This window comes from Ottowia thiooxydans (assembly GCF_040548795.1).
Lineage (GTDB): Bacteria > Pseudomonadota > Gammaproteobacteria > Burkholderiales > Burkholderiaceae_C > Ottowia > Ottowia thiooxydans_A.
The window spans coordinates 175425-189122 of the sequence record NZ_JBEPSH010000007.1 but is presented as its reverse complement, the minus strand read 5'-3'; the positions used below and the strand labels follow the sequence as shown (position 1 = coordinate 189122).

Genomic DNA, 13698 nt, shown 5'->3' with positions numbered 1-13698 from the left:
GCGCCCCAGCCGCCCTCGCTCCTAGGGCGCGTCTGCTTCCGCGATGCGCCTTAATGCATGGCGGTCGCGCACGACCAGGCCGGCAGGCTCGATGCGGATCACGCCCTCGCGTTCCATGGTCTTGAGTTCCTGGTTCACGCGCTGGCGCGACGCCCCGAGTAACTGGGCCAGTTCTTCTTGTGCCAGCTGCAGCGTGATGCGCACTTCGTCGGTTGCAGTTGAATCGGTGGCCCCGTAGCTTCGCGCCAGATGGGACAACTGTTTGGCCAGGCGAGCCCGCAAGGGCAGGGTGTTGAGATCCTCCACCTGACCGAAAAGCAGGCGGATTCGGCGTGCATGAAGCTTCAGCAGAGCCTCTGAGAATTCGGGGTGCTGAGCAATGATTCGCTGAAAATCCGCCCGTGCAACGCCCAGAATGGTCGTCGGACCGTGGGCATGCGCATCGTGGGTGCGCCGGTCTCCGTCGAATATGGCTACGTCGCCAAACCAGATACCCGGCTCGACGTAGGTCAATGTCACCTGCTTGCCCGTGAGCGTCGTGGAGCTGACACGCACGGCGCCTTTGGCGCAGGCGATCCATTGTTCTGGTGCCTCGCCACGCGCCGTGATGACTTCGCCGTCGGCATAACGTTTGACATAGGCGCATCTCAGGATATCGTGCCGCAACGAAGGTGAAAGGGAGGAAAACCAGCGACCGTTGTTGATCGCCTCGCGTTCCTCCATGGTAAGAATGGGATTGTCCATGGGCTGTCTTCTGAGTGACTGCAACGCAAGATTTTCACGTCCCCTTGTCGCGTTGGGGACGTAAGACACGAGATTCCGGGCGCTACAGGCGCCGCGCCACGCCTTTATTCGTATTGTGGCTTCTGCTTCGACAGGAAGGCTGCAATGCCTATGCCCGCATTGGCGTGGTGCAGGTTCTTGACAAAATGGTCACGCTCTTGCGCTAACTGCTGGGGCAGCGTCTGGTTGGGGGCGTCATTGAGCAATTCCTTGGCACTGGCCAGCGCGTTGGGGGCTCGCGCATTGAGTTTTTCAGCCATGGCCAACGCGGTAGAAAGCGCTTGCCCCTCGTCAGCAAGGCGGTTGACCACGCCAAGCTCGTGCAGCCTCTGCGCCCCAATACGCTCTCCGCACATTAAAAGCTCGGTGACCAACTGGCGGGGCAGGGCGCGACTCAAGCCCCAACTCGCTCCACCATCGGGTGACAAGGCCACATTGATGTAGGCCATGACGAAGACGGCGTCCCGGGCGGAAACGATCAGATCGCAAGCCAGCGCGAGCGAGAAACCTGCACCGGCGGCCGGGCCTTCGACTGCGGCGATGATCGGTTTGGGAAACGCCCGGATGGCTTCGATCCAGTTGTGCAGGCCTTCGATGCTGTTGGCCTGGTATTCGGGCGGTTGCTGACGGTTGGCCTGCAGCCGCTGAAGATTGCCTCCGGCGCTGAAGGTGCCTCCTTCGCCCGTAATGACGACGCTGCGTATGTCTGAGTTGGACTCCGCGACGCTGAGTGCTTCTACGCCGGCGGCGTAGATCTCCGGGCCGAGTGCGTTGCGATGTTCGGGGTTGCTGATGGTGAGCACCATCGTGCGGCCTTCGGCCGTGCTGCGCAGTTCGGCGGTCATGAATAACTTCTTGGAAAGTCGAATTGGGGAATCGGGGTTGCCGCGGCCGGGGCACGCGGCGATGTCATATAGGGCGTGTTAACACTAAATTCACCCCCGCGCCGGCTTTTTCCGGGTCGTAGTGCAAGACGCGCCTGGCAGCCAAGGTGCGATCCTTGGCAAGAGGCGCAACGCGGCAATACGGCCCGGAAAAAACTGGCCCGAAGGGTGAGGCACTGGCAAACCGCACTCTGCGTTGCAAACCTCGCCGGGTGTGCAACCCGACTGCGGTTTGTGCCTTGATTGCGGCTCGCCAGTGCTTCACGCGGGGGTGAATTTAGTGTTAACACGCCCTAACGGCTCACGCCTCCTCGTGCATGAGGGACAAGCCTATGGCGCCTCGGCGGCGCAGCCATGGGCTGGGGCGATAACGTGGATCACCGTAAACCGTCTGCATATTGAACAGCACTTCCAGGACGTTGGCTGGGCCAAACCGGTCGCCCAGCGCCAAGGGGCCGGCAGGGTAGCCCAGGCCCAGCGAGACGGCGGTCTCCAGGTCTTTAGGGCTGCACACGCGTTGCTGGCAGATGTCGCTGGCGATGTTGATGATGGTGCCGACAACGCGCTGAGTGACGAAGCCGCCCGAATCGCGAATCACGCTCACGGCTTTGCCATCACGCGCAAACAGCGCGTGCGCGGCGTCTCGCATGTCGCTGCGAGTAGCCGGGTTGGTGGCGAGCACGCGGCGCTTGGTGGCCTTGTCATCGACCAGCATGTCGATGCCCACTGTGCGTGCGGGGTCCAGCCGCTCCACGACGGCCACCGTGGTGACGTCAAAACCGAGTGGTGCAACGATGGTCAGCGCTTCCATGGAGGGCGATGCGCCCGTCTCTATGGTTGCACCCAGATCCTTGAGCAACTGAAGCAGTTCAGAGCGGCGCGCTGCACGGGTGGAGACCCATACCGGCGGCATCTTGTCCACCTCAGGTACGGGCGGCTCAGCGGCTACCTGGGCAACCCCGTCAACGTAGGTGTAGAAACCTTCTCCCACCTTCTTGCCCACCACGCCGCCCGCCAGCCGCTGGGCTGTGATGACGCTTGGGCGGTAGCGGGGCTCATCGTAGTACTGGGTGTAGATGGACTCCATGACCGGATGGGAGACGTCCAGCGCGGTGAGGTCGAACAGCTCGAATGGGCCAAGCTTGAAGCCGACCTGATCTTTCAGAATACGGTCGATGGTGGCGAAATCGGAAATGCCTTCGCTCACAATGCGCAGGGCTTCAGTGCCGTAGCCCCGCCCCGCGTGGTTGACGATGAAGCCAGGTGTGTCGCCAGCTTGCACTGGCGTGTGGCCCATCTGGCGTGCGTACTCGAACAGAGCTGTGCAGGTCTCCTGGCTGGTCTTCAGGCCCGCGATGACCTCAACCACCTTCATCAAAGGTACAGGATTGAAGAAGTGAAAGCCTGCAAACTGCTCTGGGCGCTTTAAGCCTGCGGCAATCGCGGTGACAGAGAGCGAAGATGTGTTGGTCGCCAGGATGGCGCTCGGTTTGACGATGCCTTCGAGCTCTCCAAACAGTGCTTTCTTGACGTCCAGACGCTCGACGATAGCTTCGATGACGAAATCGCAATCGGACAAATCCGCCAGTGCGGCGGCCGACTTCAGGCGTTCTTTTTGGGCGGTGGCTGTGGCGGCTTCCAGCCGGCCTTTTTCAACCAGCTTGTCCCATTGCGCGCCGAGCGCGTCTTGGGCCTTGGAAATGGCGGCGGCCTGCGTGTCGTAGAGCAGTACCGTTGAGCCGGCTTGAGCTGCAATTTGCGCAATACCGCGCCCCATGGCGCCGGTGCCGACGATGCCGACAGTGGAGAAACGAGGGTTATTCATGGCAAGGAATTATGGCTATCTTCTGACCTGCAAGGCCCCAGGGTTGACGATGTTCGTGGGCGTGCCACGCAAGAAATTTGACACGTTGTCGAACGCGGCATTGAAATACTGTTCGTAGCTGTCCTGCTCTACGTAGCCAATGTGAGGCGTGCAGATGCAGTTTTCCAATCTCAGCAGCGCATGGCCCTGCAAAATGGGTTCTGTTTCGAACACATCTACAGCAGCCATTCCAGGGCGGCCACGGTTCAAGCCGCTGACCAACGCATCTGGTTCAATGAGTTCAGCGCGAGAGATATTGACCAGCAAAGCGGTGGGCTTCATCTGGCTGAGATCGTCCATCCGGACGATGGCGCGGGTGCTTTCGGTCAGCCTGAGATGCAGGGAAAGGACATCGCTCTGTGCGAACAGCATAGCTTTCGAGGGTGCTGCCATGTGGCCGTCTGCCACTGCGCGCGCGCGCGAGGCCTCAGAGCCCCAGACCAGGACCTGCATGCCGAATGCCCGGCCATAACCAGCTACCAGTTGACCGATGCGGCCATAGCCCCAGATTCCCAGTGTTCTGCCACGCAGCACCTGGCCAACACCAAAATTAGGCGGCATGGAGGCGGATTTCAACCCGGATTGCTGCCAAGCGCCGTGCTTGAGGTTGCCGATGTACTGGGGAAGCCTCCGCATGGACGCCATGATCAGGGCCCAGGTCAGTTCCGCAGGGGCAATGGGAGAGCCCACGCCTTCGGCCACGGCAATACCGTGTTCTGTACAAGCGTTGATGTCAATATGGCTGCCCACGCGGCCTGTTTGCGAAATCATCTTGAGTTTCGGCAGCTTTTCTATAAGCTGGCGAGACAAATGCGTACGCTCGCGAATCAACACCAAGACATTGGCATCACGCAGGCGCACCGACAACTGGCCTAAGCCTTTGACGGTGTTGGTATAGACCTTGGCTGGCCAAGATTCCAGCTTGGCGGCACAGGGGAGCTTTCTTACTGCATCCTGATAATCGTCGAGGATCACGATGTTCATCCCCGCATTGTGCCTGCGTGATTGGAGCATCGCGCCAACGCGCGCGAAAAACCACTGAGATAGGGCAAATCCTCTCTAAAAGAGGGTTTGCAATGAGGTCAATCTAGCGCAGAAGCACCGTCTTTGAGACGAGTGGACTCCTGGCTGCCCCGGGCAGCCAGGTTCCTGGGTTCAAGCGCGCCGGGCGCGGGTGCTGAAAGGTTCGGCAGCGACCATGCGGTCGAGTTCGGCGCAGACATCAGCCAGGCGACCGGACAAGCGCAGACGCCCTGTGGTTCCGGGAGCCTGCCCGGCTTCGACCAGTCGCATGACGCGCAGAGGTTGCTTGGCCTGGTGCGGCAGTGCCTGCATAGTCGGTTCCCGTAGCGGTTGCGGCCATAGTTGTGACGCCGGTTGCGACGGTGGTTGCAGTGTCAGCGCCTGTTTGACAGGGGCCGTGTCCGCTACAGTCGATTCGATCAGCCGCAGGGCGACGCGTTTGCGTGCCGCCACCGCCCAATGCTCTCCAGGAGGAGTTGACTTAAGCTGTGATGTGGCTGGCCGGCGACGAAAGCTAGGCACTGACAATGTAGAGGCATTGAGGGGGCTGGCTGAGGCATTGAAGCCTGGTGCATCTGCCAGATGGATGACATTCGATCCCATGCGAAACCCTTTTATTGATTAGAGGTTGAACACAGGCAGGATTGCAAATGAGGCTTGAAATACCTCAAAATCGCGCCGCCGCAGGGTGTGAAAAGCCCTGCCTCGCGCATAACGCGAAGCAATGGCCGTCTGCACGCCCGCCACCTGCCGGCGGCGCGAGGAAACTACATCAACATGCTGTTGCGGATGAGACCCACAGCCAAACCCTCAATCTCAAAAGGTTCACCCGGCTCCACAACGATGGTGGGGTAATCCGGATTCTCGGCGTGCAGTTCAATCTGGTTTTGATTGCGGTGAAACCGCTTGACGGTGACATCGTCACCCAGCCGCGCGACAACGATTTGTCCGTTGCGTGCTTCGCGTGTAGACAAAACGGCTAAGAGGTCGCCATCCATGATGCCTGCGTCACGCATGGACATGCCGCGGACGCGTAGAAGATAGTCTGGCTTTTGCGCAAACAAGCTGGATTCCAGATGGTAGGTCTGATCAACGTGTTCTTGCGCCAAGATGGGCGAGCCGGCTGCAACGCGACCTATGAGTGGCAACGCCAATTGGGCCAGCCCTGGCAGAGTCATCTGGTGCACCGGTGCACTTTGCCGGCTGCCACCCTTGAGGCGAATGCCCCGCGAGGTGCCGCTGACCAACTCAATGACCCCTTTGCGAGCCAAGGCCTGCAAATGTTCTTCAGCCGCGTTAGCGGACTTGAAGCCCAATTCAGCCGCGATTTCCGCCCGGGTGGGAGGTGCACCGGTGCGCGAAATAGCGTTTTGCACCAGTTGCAGAATCTGTTGCTGGCGAGCGGTGAGTTTCGGGCTGTCCATCATCTTGAGTGCCTATGGCTACCGCGCTGTTGATCAGAAACCTCGGCGCGGGTGTTGAGCATTGAAGTTGAAAATTCGGATAGAACGGCAGGTGTTTGAAAGACCATACGACCAAAAACCTGTGTTGATATCCAGTACCTGTATTTTTACCCAGTTTTACCGTCTGCGCAAGTACCGCACGAATTTTTTAAGGCAGGCCAGAATTTCCAGCTTCGGAAAGCAAAAAAAAACAGCCATCAAATCTTGATGGCTGTTTCAGCGTTGGACGCTTGAGTAACGGTCAGCTTTTCAATGCTGCAAGCGCACGTGCGGTGATTTCTTCCACAGAGCCCGTGCCACTGATGGCACGGTATGCGGGAGCGTGGCCCGGTTCTGCCTTGGCCCAGCTGCTGTAGTAATCAACCAGCGGGCGGGTCTGTTCGCTATAGACCTGAAGACGCTTTTTGACGGTCTCTTCCTTGTCGTCTTCGCGTTGAACCAAGGCTTCACCGGTCGCGTCGTCTTTGCCTTCGACCTTGGGCGGGTTGAACTTCACGTGGTAGATGCGGCCTGAAGCGGGGTGGCTGCGGCGTCCACTCATGCGTTCAATGATGGCGTCAAACGGAACATCGATTTCCAGCACGTAGTCGAGCTTGACGTTCGCCTGCTTCATAGCCTCGGCTTGAGGAATGGTGCGGGGAAATCCGTCGAACAGGAAACCTGCAGCGCAATCTGGCTGGCTGATGCGCTCCTTGACAAGACCGATGATGATGTCGTCACTCACCAGGGCTCCGGAGTCCATCACGCTCTTGGCCTGCAAGCCAAGGGGCGTTCCAGCTTTCACGGCGGCGCGCAGCATGTCGCCAGTGGAAATTTGCGGAATGCCAAATTGCTGGCAGATGAAGGCCGCTTGCGTGCCCTTGCCGGCGCCAGGTGCGCCTAGAAGAATTAATCTCATCTTGTCCCTCAGGTGGAATGCGTAATGGGGCTTGTGCGGCCTCGTTGTACCGAGAATATCATGCGCAAGCCCTCGCCTGGCTGACACGTGGACTTATGTGCAGTGTCTCAGCGCTGGCCTGCAAAACGGAGCTGGCAGCCCACCCCAAGTCCGGCGCCCGCCTTTGGCGGCAGGTTGGCTGCTTGAACCGGGCGGCTACCCCCTGGGAGCGCCAAGCTCCAGCTTGGCACTGCAGCGCTCGCAGATACCTCCGAATTGCCAAGCTGGAGCTTGGCGCTCCCAGGAAATACCATCTGGCTCCTACTGTCTATCCCTGTGAATTCCACAGTTGCCGAACGCGCTCCAGGTCTTGCGGTGTGTCTACCCCTGGGCCAGGCGCCTGGGAAGCCAGGTGCACAGCGATGCGGTGTCCGTGCCAGAGCACCCGCAACTGCTCAAGTGCTTCACATTGCTCCAAAGGGGCGGGCTCCAGCCTGGGAAAGGCACGTAAGAAGTCCGCTCTATAGCTATATATACCTACGTGGCGCAATGCAGGAGGGTCTTCAGGTAATTTCGTGATGCCTGACGCGAATCCATCACGCCACCAGGGAATGGGTGCCCTGCTGAAGGTAAGTGCCAGACCTTGGTGGTCGGTCACGACTTTCACCACATTGGGGTTGACGAAATCTTCCACGCTGTGAATCACATGCGCTGCCGTCCCCATTTTGGCCAAGGGCTGGCTGGACAGGAGCTTGGCTACGGCGTCAATGAGCGCCGGATCGATGAGCGGCTCGTCACCTTGTACGTTAACCACAATATCCTGCCCATCCAGGCCCAGAATTTCGCAAGCCTCTGCCAGACGATCGCTTCCGCTGGGGTGGTCATTGCGAGTAGGTATGGCGCGTACACCGTGAGCGGTGCAGGCGTTGACAATCTCTTGTGCATCCGCGGCGACGACAACCTGAGCGGCGCCGGATTGTTCCGCTCTTTCCGCGACGCGCACGATCATCGGCTTGCCTCCAATGTCCGCCAAAGGCTTGTTGGGCAGGCGGGTTGAAGCAAGCCGCGCGGGAATGATGACAGTGAAGCTCACGCTCAGCCGACGATGCTGGTGCGTTTGGGAAGCTTGTCCAGCTCTTCGTCAGTCATGACGCGAGCTTCGTTCTCCAGCATGATGGGAATACCGTCGCGAACGGGATAGGCCAGGCGGGCAGAGCGAGAAATCAGCTCGCCTTTTTCACGATCGTAATCAAGCGGCCCTTTGGTGACGGGGCAGACCAGTAGCTCAAGCAGTTTCGGATCCATATTTGCCTGCATGTGAAGTTCAATGAGCCGCAGAGCGGGAGAAAATATTCATCACCGCAACGCCTGCGACGATAAGCGCCATACCGCCCAGGGCCGCCGCGTCGAGCTTTTGCCCGAACAACATCCAGCCAGCGATGGTGATCAGTACCAGCCCGACACCCGACCAGATGGCATAGGCAATGCCCATGGGGATGGTTCGCAGCGTCAGCGATAGACAGAAGAATGCCGTGCCATAGCCAGCCACTACCAGCAGTGAGGGGCCCACACGCGTGAAACCATCACTGGCCTTAAGCGCCAGCGTGCCAACGACCTCAGCCAGTATGGCCAGTCCAAGAATCAACCAGGGGTTCATGCCCCGGATGATAGCTTTGCGCTCAGTTCATCAAAAAAAGCGCCTGGCACATGAAGCGTCAGCGGCACGGCCAGTGCGTCCGGGCGATGGCGCCAAAGTTTTGCAGCGTCTTTTTCCGTGCAAACCAGGGGATTTTTCGCGTCTGGCAATGTGGGCAGATCATCGAAATCATCGTGATCGGGCAGGGCGATGCTGCGCGCCAGCGTCAGCCCCTCGGCACGCAGCATGCTGAAAAAAGCCTCCGGCTGCGCAATGCCGGCCAGGGCAGTGATGGACTTGCCGCGCAGGCCAGCCAAGGAAACCTGGGTGCCATCGGCGCGAACGGCATTCGCAGCAAGTGTGCGGCGGACGCTGAAAGATTGCGCTGGCGGCGACGACACCAGGGCATCGGGCGCATGCAACACAAAGTCGATTGGTCGCGGCCAGGGTTCGCGCAATGGGCCGGCTGGCAGCAACCACCCGTTGCCCACACCACGCGCGTCAAACACACACACTTCCACGTCACGTGCCAAAGCCAGGTGCTGCAACCCGTCGTCGCATATCAGCACATTGACGGAGGGGTAGGTTGCCAGGAGCGCTTTGCCTGCCTGCGCACGCCGAGCGGCGACGAACACGGGCACGCCAGTTCGGCGGCGCAGCAAAAGCGCTTCATCGCCAGCATCAAGCGGGTCATCAGCAGGCGTGACTTCACGGTAATCGACAGTGCGCCGCCCATACCCCCGAGAAATGATTCCAGGCCGCCACCCGCTCTCCCGCAGATGCTCAGCGATAGCCAGCGTCGCCGGTGTCTTGCCCGCCCCACCAACGATCACATTCCCCACCACAATCACCGGCACCGCCAGTCGCTCGGACTTCAGCACTCCGAACCTGTAAAGCGCGCCCTTGAACGTGAGCAGCGCCCAATAAACAAGCGAAACAGGCCACAACACCCAAGCCAGCACCCCGCGCCGCCGCCACCCCTCCAACAGCCTCCGTTCCAACCCGCCTCGCATAAACCTAGCCGAGCTCGCTCAACAGGCTGCGAAACGAAATGCGCTTGGAAGCGTCGGTCAATCCAGATAGCGCAACGCCCCGTAAGGCTAAGGCTGCGGAGCAAGCCATGCCAGTGCCACCGCGGAGCTGGCTTTGCCAGGCCGCTGGTGGCGTCCTCTGGGGGCGCCCGGCGTAAGGGAAGGCGCGCAGCGCATCAGGGCAAACCATCCCCGGAGCGCTCCTCGATTCAGAAAGCGCAACGCGCCGTAAGGCTGCGGAGCAAGCCATGCCAGTTGCCACCGCGGAGCTGGCTTTGCCAGGCCGCTGGTGGCGTCCCCCTGGGGGGAAGGCGCGGAGCGACTCAGGGGGGGGCATTCTGCGCTGCAAATGTAATGTGCATCAAGCCCTCGCGCCGGGCAGCCTCCATCACAGTGATGACGGATTGATGGCTGGCCATGGCGTCAGCGCTGATGATCAGGATGCCGTCCTTGGCTGCGGCGCCGCGCAGCGCAGCAGCCAGGGCGTCCACTCCCTTGCCGGTCAGGGGTTGGCGGTTGACCATGTAGCGGCCGTCTGCGGCCACGGCGACGACCACTTCCTTGGGACGGTCTTTCTGGGCGTCCACGTTGGCTACCGGCAGGGTGAGCTGCATTTCGGTGAACTTGCTGTACGTGGTCGTCAGCATGAGAAAAATCAGAACCACCAGCAAGACATCGATGAACGGGATCAGGTTGATCTCCGGTTCCTCTGGTGCGCGGGGCCGAAACTTCACCGTGAAGGCTCCTCGGCTCTTCCAGGGCAAAGCCGCTCAAGGTGGCGCGCGAAGCGTTCGGCCGCCAGTTCAAGTTCCAGCACGTATTCGTCGACACGGCCTCGGAAGTAGCGCCAAAAGATCAGTGCCGGGATAGCCACGATCAGCCCGAATGCGGTGTTGTAGAGCGCGATCGAAATGCCGTGGGCCAGCTGAGCTGGATTGCCCCCTGAGAGTGAGCCAGAGGGCGCCTGCGAGCCGAAAATCTCGATCATGCCTATCACCGTGCCCAGCAAACCCAGCAGGGGCGCTGCGGAGGCAATGGTGGCCAGCGCCGGTAAGCGACGTTCCAACTGGTGTGCCGCCTGACGGCCGGCGGCTTCCATGGCGGCGCGCATTTCTTCGGCGCTGCACTGAGGATTGCTGGCTATGGCCCGCCATCCGGATGCCAGCACTTGACCCAGTGCTGAGTGGTCGCCCAATTGGGCAATCACGTCCGGCGTGGGGACCGAGTCTCGCGAAATGCCAATGGCTTCATCGGTGAGATTAGGCGTGATGACGCGCGAACGCTTGAGCTTGATGAAGCGTTCGACGATGAAGGCCAACGCCAGAATGGAGCAAAGAATGAGAGGCCAGATGGGCCAGCCGGCGGCTTGTATGATCGAAAGCAAGGCTTGTATCTCCGCGGGCCGCCAAACGGCGCCACTTCAGGAAACGATGAATGCGAGCGATTATGGCGCATGGGTTGGCACTCAACTGCTGACGCGTCGCTTGAGTGTGGAATTGAGGGGCCAACAAGCCACAATTTCTGTGGATAACTTTGTGGTTAAGTGTCTTGATAAAGGCCTGAAACGACGGTTTGACGCGGTTTGTGACACTTTGATGATTTTCTAAGCAGAAAAAAATCCAATGAAATCAATGATTTGCACGAAGCGCTCTGCGTTTGCAGCCTGTTTGGGCCCTGGTAGAGCGGTAGGGGTGCTTCTGTGGAGTAGTCAAGCACCTTCGTTCGGCAAAATCGACGGCTAAGCGGCATGGATACTGGGTTTTTCAATCGAAAGGCAGCAGCGGCGCCGTCTATCTGGCCAGTTGGGGCCTTATGCCGTGCTGTGGCGGACTCCTTGGAGGCGCGATTCAATCCTGTAGCGGTTCGCGGGGAGATTTCAGGCTTTTCACGCGCATCCAGCGGGCATTGCTATTTTTCGATCAAGGACGAAGCTGGCCAGTTGCGGTGTGCCATGTTCCGCCGTGCGGCTGGCTTGCTGAGTTTCCAGCCGCGCGAAGGCGATGCTGTGGAAGTGCGAGGCCGTCTGGGGGTGTATGAGGCCCGCGGAGACCTTCAACTGATCGTCGAATCCATGCAGCGCGCCGGCCAGGGGCAATTGTTTGAGCAGTTCCTGCGTCTGAAGGCACAGCTTGAAGCGGAAGGCCTGTTCGACGCGGCCCGCAAGCGTCCGATCCCGATGATGCCGCGCGGCATCGGTATCGCGACTTCGAGGGGGGCGGCGGCTCTGCACGACGTGCTGACCGCGCTGGCTCGCCGCGTACCCCATATTCCTGTGCTGCTGGCGCATGCCCCGGTCCAAGGGGCCGGGGCGCCGGAGGCATTGATACAGGCGCTGTCCGGTCTGTACGCTCTCGCCCAGGCCCCCCTGGAGCCGGCATCTGGCCAGGTACCTATTGATCTGATCCTGCTCGTCCGAGGGGGCGGTTCCATAGAGGACTTGTGGGCCTTCAATCACGAGGGGCTCGCCCGTACGATTGTGGGCAGTCCAGTCCCGGTGATCGTGGGCGTGGGGCACGAAACCGACTTCACCATCGCGGATTTCGTGGCCGATTTGCGTGCACCTACGCCTACGGCGGCAGCGGAGCTTGCCAGTGTGCCGCGTGACAACCTGCTGAACGTGCAAGACCAACTTGCTACGCGCCTGTCTCAGGCCCTGGAACGGCGGCTGGATACTGAATCCCAGAGGCTCGACACGGCCCAAAGCCGCCTGGGCCGGCCCTCGGCCAGGCTTGCCAATGAGCGCCGGGTGCTTGATCGGCAGGTGCAGCGCTTGGGGCATGCCAGCCGCCTGCGACTGGAGCGTGAAAGCGCGGTTCTCGTGCGGCTAGGTGAGCGCTTGACGCGTGCTCCGGCGCCCACGCTCCGGAGAGAGAGTGAGCGGGTGGTCCGTGCAGGCGCCCGACTGCCCGTGGCTGCAGAACGCAGTCTGGCCACTGCACGCGAACGTCTTGAGCGCGCGATGTTGCGTCTTTCAGGCTTGGACCCTCAGCGCGTTTTGGAGCGGGGCTATGCCTGGCTTGAGGATGAGCATGCACTGCCGGTGACAGGCGTAGAGGGGGTCCGTCAGGGTCAAAAGCTCTCTGCCACCCTTGCTGATGGCAAGGTTGATCTAACGGTGCTCGGCGCGCGTTCGCGCTGAATTCCTACAATGGCGTGTGGTGGCTCGCCTATCATCGGCAGCTGTCTCTTAAAGAATTCCCCACTAACGAAAAGGACCCACGAATGGAACGCACCCTTCCTCCCCTGCCATATCCTTACGATTCGCTGGCACCTGCCTACAGCAAGGAAACGCTTGAATTTCACCACGACAAGCACCACAAGGCTTATGTCGACAAGCTGAACGAACTGCAAAAGGGCACCGAGTTCGAGAACATGGAACTCGAAGAAGTGATCAAGAAAGCCAGCGGTGGCATCTACAACCAGGCCGCACAGATCTGGAACCACACTTTCTTCTGGGACTGCATGAAGCCCCAAGGCGGTGGCGAACCCACAGGCGCCCTGGCAGAAGCCATCAACAAAAAATGGGGCAGCTTCGCTGACTTCAAAAAGGCCTTTGTTGCCAGCGCTGTAGGTAACTTCGGTTCCGGCTGGACATGGCTGGTCAAAAAAGCCGATGGCTCTGTTGACATCGTCAACATGGGCGCCGCCGGTACCCCCCTGACCACTGGCGACACCCCTGTGTTGACCGTGGACGTGTGGGAACATGCCTACTACATCGACTACCGCAATATGCGCCCTAAATTCGTCGAAACCTTCTTCGAAAAACTGGCCAACTGGGATTTCGCAGCCAAGAACTTCGGCTGATCGACGTTCTCTGTAGCTGCCCTGGCGCAGCACAAAACAAGCCACCGTGAGGTGGCTTGTTTTTTTGGGGCTCTCGGTTTCACGTTTCATCAAGACTGGTGCTCACTCCCCTGAAGCGCGAGTTGACCCCATCCAAGCCCCGCGTATTGGCTTATACCGATGCACTGGAGAGTGGACCTAAGTGACGACTGTGCTGGCACCACCCTCTGCATCCTCAGTGAGGCTCTTACCCTCACCCCGCCCTCTCCCCTAGCCGGGCGCCCGCAAGCGGGAGAGGGAGAAATCCACTCTCAGAAGGCTGCGGAGCAAGCAAGCCAGCGTGGGCCACCGCGG

15 protein-coding genes are annotated in these 13698 nt (G+C 60.1%); 2 read left to right on the top strand and 13 right to left on the bottom strand.

Going from position 1 to position 13698, the window contains the following annotated elements; all coding sequences use genetic code 11:
* Positions 1 to 21: 21 nt before the first annotated feature.
* From ABIE13_RS17970 to ABIE13_RS17910, 13 genes are all read right to left on the bottom strand, one after another.
* Complete coding sequence (locus ABIE13_RS17970; protein ID WP_354445936.1) at positions 22 to 744, bottom strand: Crp/Fnr family transcriptional regulator; 723 nt, start codon at positions 742 to 744, stop codon at positions 22 to 24.
* Between the two features lie 104 nt (positions 745 to 848).
* Positions 849 to 1628: an oxepin-CoA hydrolase, alternative type gene (locus ABIE13_RS17965; RefSeq protein ID WP_354445934.1), complete on the bottom strand. Its 780-nt coding sequence runs from the start codon at positions 1626 to 1628 to the stop codon at positions 849 to 851.
* Positions 1629 to 1968: 340 nt separating this feature from the next.
* The gene (locus ABIE13_RS17960) at positions 1969 to 3492 is read right to left on the bottom strand and encodes a 3-hydroxyacyl-CoA dehydrogenase (protein ID WP_354445932.1); all 1524 of its coding nucleotides are present in this window, start codon (positions 3490 to 3492) and stop codon (positions 1969 to 1971) included.
* 15 nt (positions 3493 to 3507) lie between these two features.
* Positions 3508 to 4515 carry a D-2-hydroxyacid dehydrogenase family protein gene (locus ABIE13_RS17955; protein ID WP_354445930.1) on the bottom strand — a complete coding sequence of 336 codons (1008 nt, stop codon included), beginning with the start codon at positions 4513 to 4515 and terminating at the stop codon, positions 3508 to 3510.
* 171 nt (positions 4516 to 4686) lie between these two features.
* Complete coding sequence (locus ABIE13_RS17950) at positions 4687 to 5157, bottom strand: hypothetical protein (RefSeq protein ID WP_354445928.1); 471 nt, start codon at positions 5155 to 5157, stop codon at positions 4687 to 4689.
* Positions 5158 to 5321: 164 nt separating this feature from the next.
* Positions 5322 to 5981 carry a transcriptional repressor LexA gene (gene lexA / locus ABIE13_RS17945; protein WP_354445926.1) on the bottom strand — a complete coding sequence of 220 codons (660 nt, stop codon included), beginning with the start codon at positions 5979 to 5981 and terminating at the stop codon, positions 5322 to 5324.
* 277 nt (positions 5982 to 6258) lie between these two features.
* Positions 6259 to 6915 carry an adenylate kinase gene (adk, locus tag ABIE13_RS17940; protein WP_354445924.1) on the bottom strand — a complete coding sequence of 219 codons (657 nt, stop codon included), beginning with the start codon at positions 6913 to 6915 and terminating at the stop codon, positions 6259 to 6261.
* A 307-nt stretch (positions 6916 to 7222) separates the two neighbouring features.
* Positions 7223 to 7987, bottom strand: a complete 765-nt coding sequence (gene kdsB / locus ABIE13_RS17935; protein ID WP_354445922.1) for a 3-deoxy-manno-octulosonate cytidylyltransferase — start codon at positions 7985 to 7987, stop codon at positions 7223 to 7225.
* A 2-nt stretch (positions 7988 to 7989) separates the two neighbouring features.
* On the bottom strand, positions 7990 to 8199 hold the full coding sequence (locus ABIE13_RS17930) for a Trm112 family protein (protein WP_354446423.1): 210 nt from the start codon (positions 8197 to 8199) through the stop codon (positions 7990 to 7992).
* Positions 8200 to 8218: 19 nt separating this feature from the next.
* Complete coding sequence (locus ABIE13_RS17925) at positions 8219 to 8551, bottom strand: SMR family transporter (RefSeq protein WP_354445920.1); 333 nt, start codon at positions 8549 to 8551, stop codon at positions 8219 to 8221.
* Positions 8548 to 9543 carry a tetraacyldisaccharide 4'-kinase gene (gene lpxK, locus ABIE13_RS17920; protein ID WP_354445918.1) on the bottom strand — a complete coding sequence of 332 codons (996 nt, stop codon included), beginning with the start codon at positions 9541 to 9543 and terminating at the stop codon, positions 8548 to 8550. Before lpxK ends, ABIE13_RS17925 begins: the two co-directional genes overlap by 4 nt.
* Before the next feature lie 341 nt (positions 9544 to 9884).
* A complete protein-coding gene (locus ABIE13_RS17915; protein ID WP_354445916.1) occupies positions 9885 to 10295 on the bottom strand; it encodes an ExbD/TolR family protein in 411 nt (136 codons plus the stop codon).
* Positions 10292 to 10945: a MotA/TolQ/ExbB proton channel family protein gene (locus ABIE13_RS17910; protein ID WP_354445914.1), complete on the bottom strand. Its 654-nt coding sequence runs from the start codon at positions 10943 to 10945 to the stop codon at positions 10292 to 10294. The genes ABIE13_RS17915 and ABIE13_RS17910 overlap by 4 nt, the downstream gene beginning before the upstream one ends.
* A gap of 363 nt (positions 10946 to 11308) precedes the next feature.
* Here ABIE13_RS17910 and xseA point away from each other — a divergent pair, with 363 nt between their 5' ends.
* Entirely contained in the window at positions 11309 to 12700 is a 1392-nt protein-coding gene (gene xseA, locus ABIE13_RS17905; protein ID WP_354445912.1) for an exodeoxyribonuclease VII large subunit, read from the top strand.
* An 83-nt stretch (positions 12701 to 12783) separates the two neighbouring features.
* Positions 12784 to 13365, top strand: a complete 582-nt coding sequence (locus ABIE13_RS17900; RefSeq protein WP_354445910.1) for a superoxide dismutase — start codon at positions 12784 to 12786, stop codon at positions 13363 to 13365.
* The last annotated feature ends 333 nt before the right edge of the window (positions 13366 to 13698 follow it).

Excerpts from the sequence above, each read along its gene's own strand:
- ABIE13_RS17970 (WP_354445936.1), bottom strand. The coding sequence starts at position 744 with ATGGACAATCCCATTCTTACCATGGAGGAACGCGAGGCGATCAACAAC.
- ABIE13_RS17965 (WP_354445934.1), bottom strand. The coding sequence starts at position 1,628 with ATGACCGCCGAACTGCGCAGCACGGCCGAAGGCCGCACGATGGTGCTC.
- ABIE13_RS17960 (WP_354445932.1), bottom strand. The coding sequence starts at position 3,492 with ATGAATAACCCTCGTTTCTCCACTGTCGGCATCGTCGGCACCGGCGCC.
- ABIE13_RS17955 (WP_354445930.1), bottom strand. The coding sequence starts at position 4,515 with ATGAACATCGTGATCCTCGACGATTATCAGGATGCAGTAAGAAAGCTC.
- ABIE13_RS17950 (WP_354445928.1), bottom strand. The coding sequence starts at position 5,157 with ATGGGATCGAATGTCATCCATCTGGCAGATGCACCAGGCTTCAATGCC.
- lexA (WP_354445926.1), bottom strand. The coding sequence starts at position 5,981 with ATGATGGACAGCCCGAAACTCACCGCTCGCCAGCAACAGATTCTGCAA.
- adk (WP_354445924.1), bottom strand. The coding sequence starts at position 6,915 with ATGAGATTAATTCTTCTAGGCGCACCTGGCGCCGGCAAGGGCACGCAA.
- ABIE13_RS17930 (WP_354446423.1), bottom strand. The coding sequence starts at position 8,199 with ATGGATCCGAAACTGCTTGAGCTACTGGTCTGCCCCGTCACCAAAGGG.
- ABIE13_RS17925 (WP_354445920.1), bottom strand. The coding sequence starts at position 8,551 with ATGAACCCCTGGTTGATTCTTGGACTGGCCATACTGGCTGAGGTCGTT.
- lpxK (WP_354445918.1), bottom strand. The coding sequence starts at position 9,543 with ATGCGAGGCGGGTTGGAACGGAGGCTGTTGGAGGGGTGGCGGCGGCGC.
- xseA (WP_354445912.1), top strand. The coding sequence starts at position 11,309 with ATGGATACTGGGTTTTTCAATCGAAAGGCAGCAGCGGCGCCGTCTATC.
- ABIE13_RS17900 (WP_354445910.1), top strand. The coding sequence starts at position 12,784 with ATGGAACGCACCCTTCCTCCCCTGCCATATCCTTACGATTCGCTGGCA.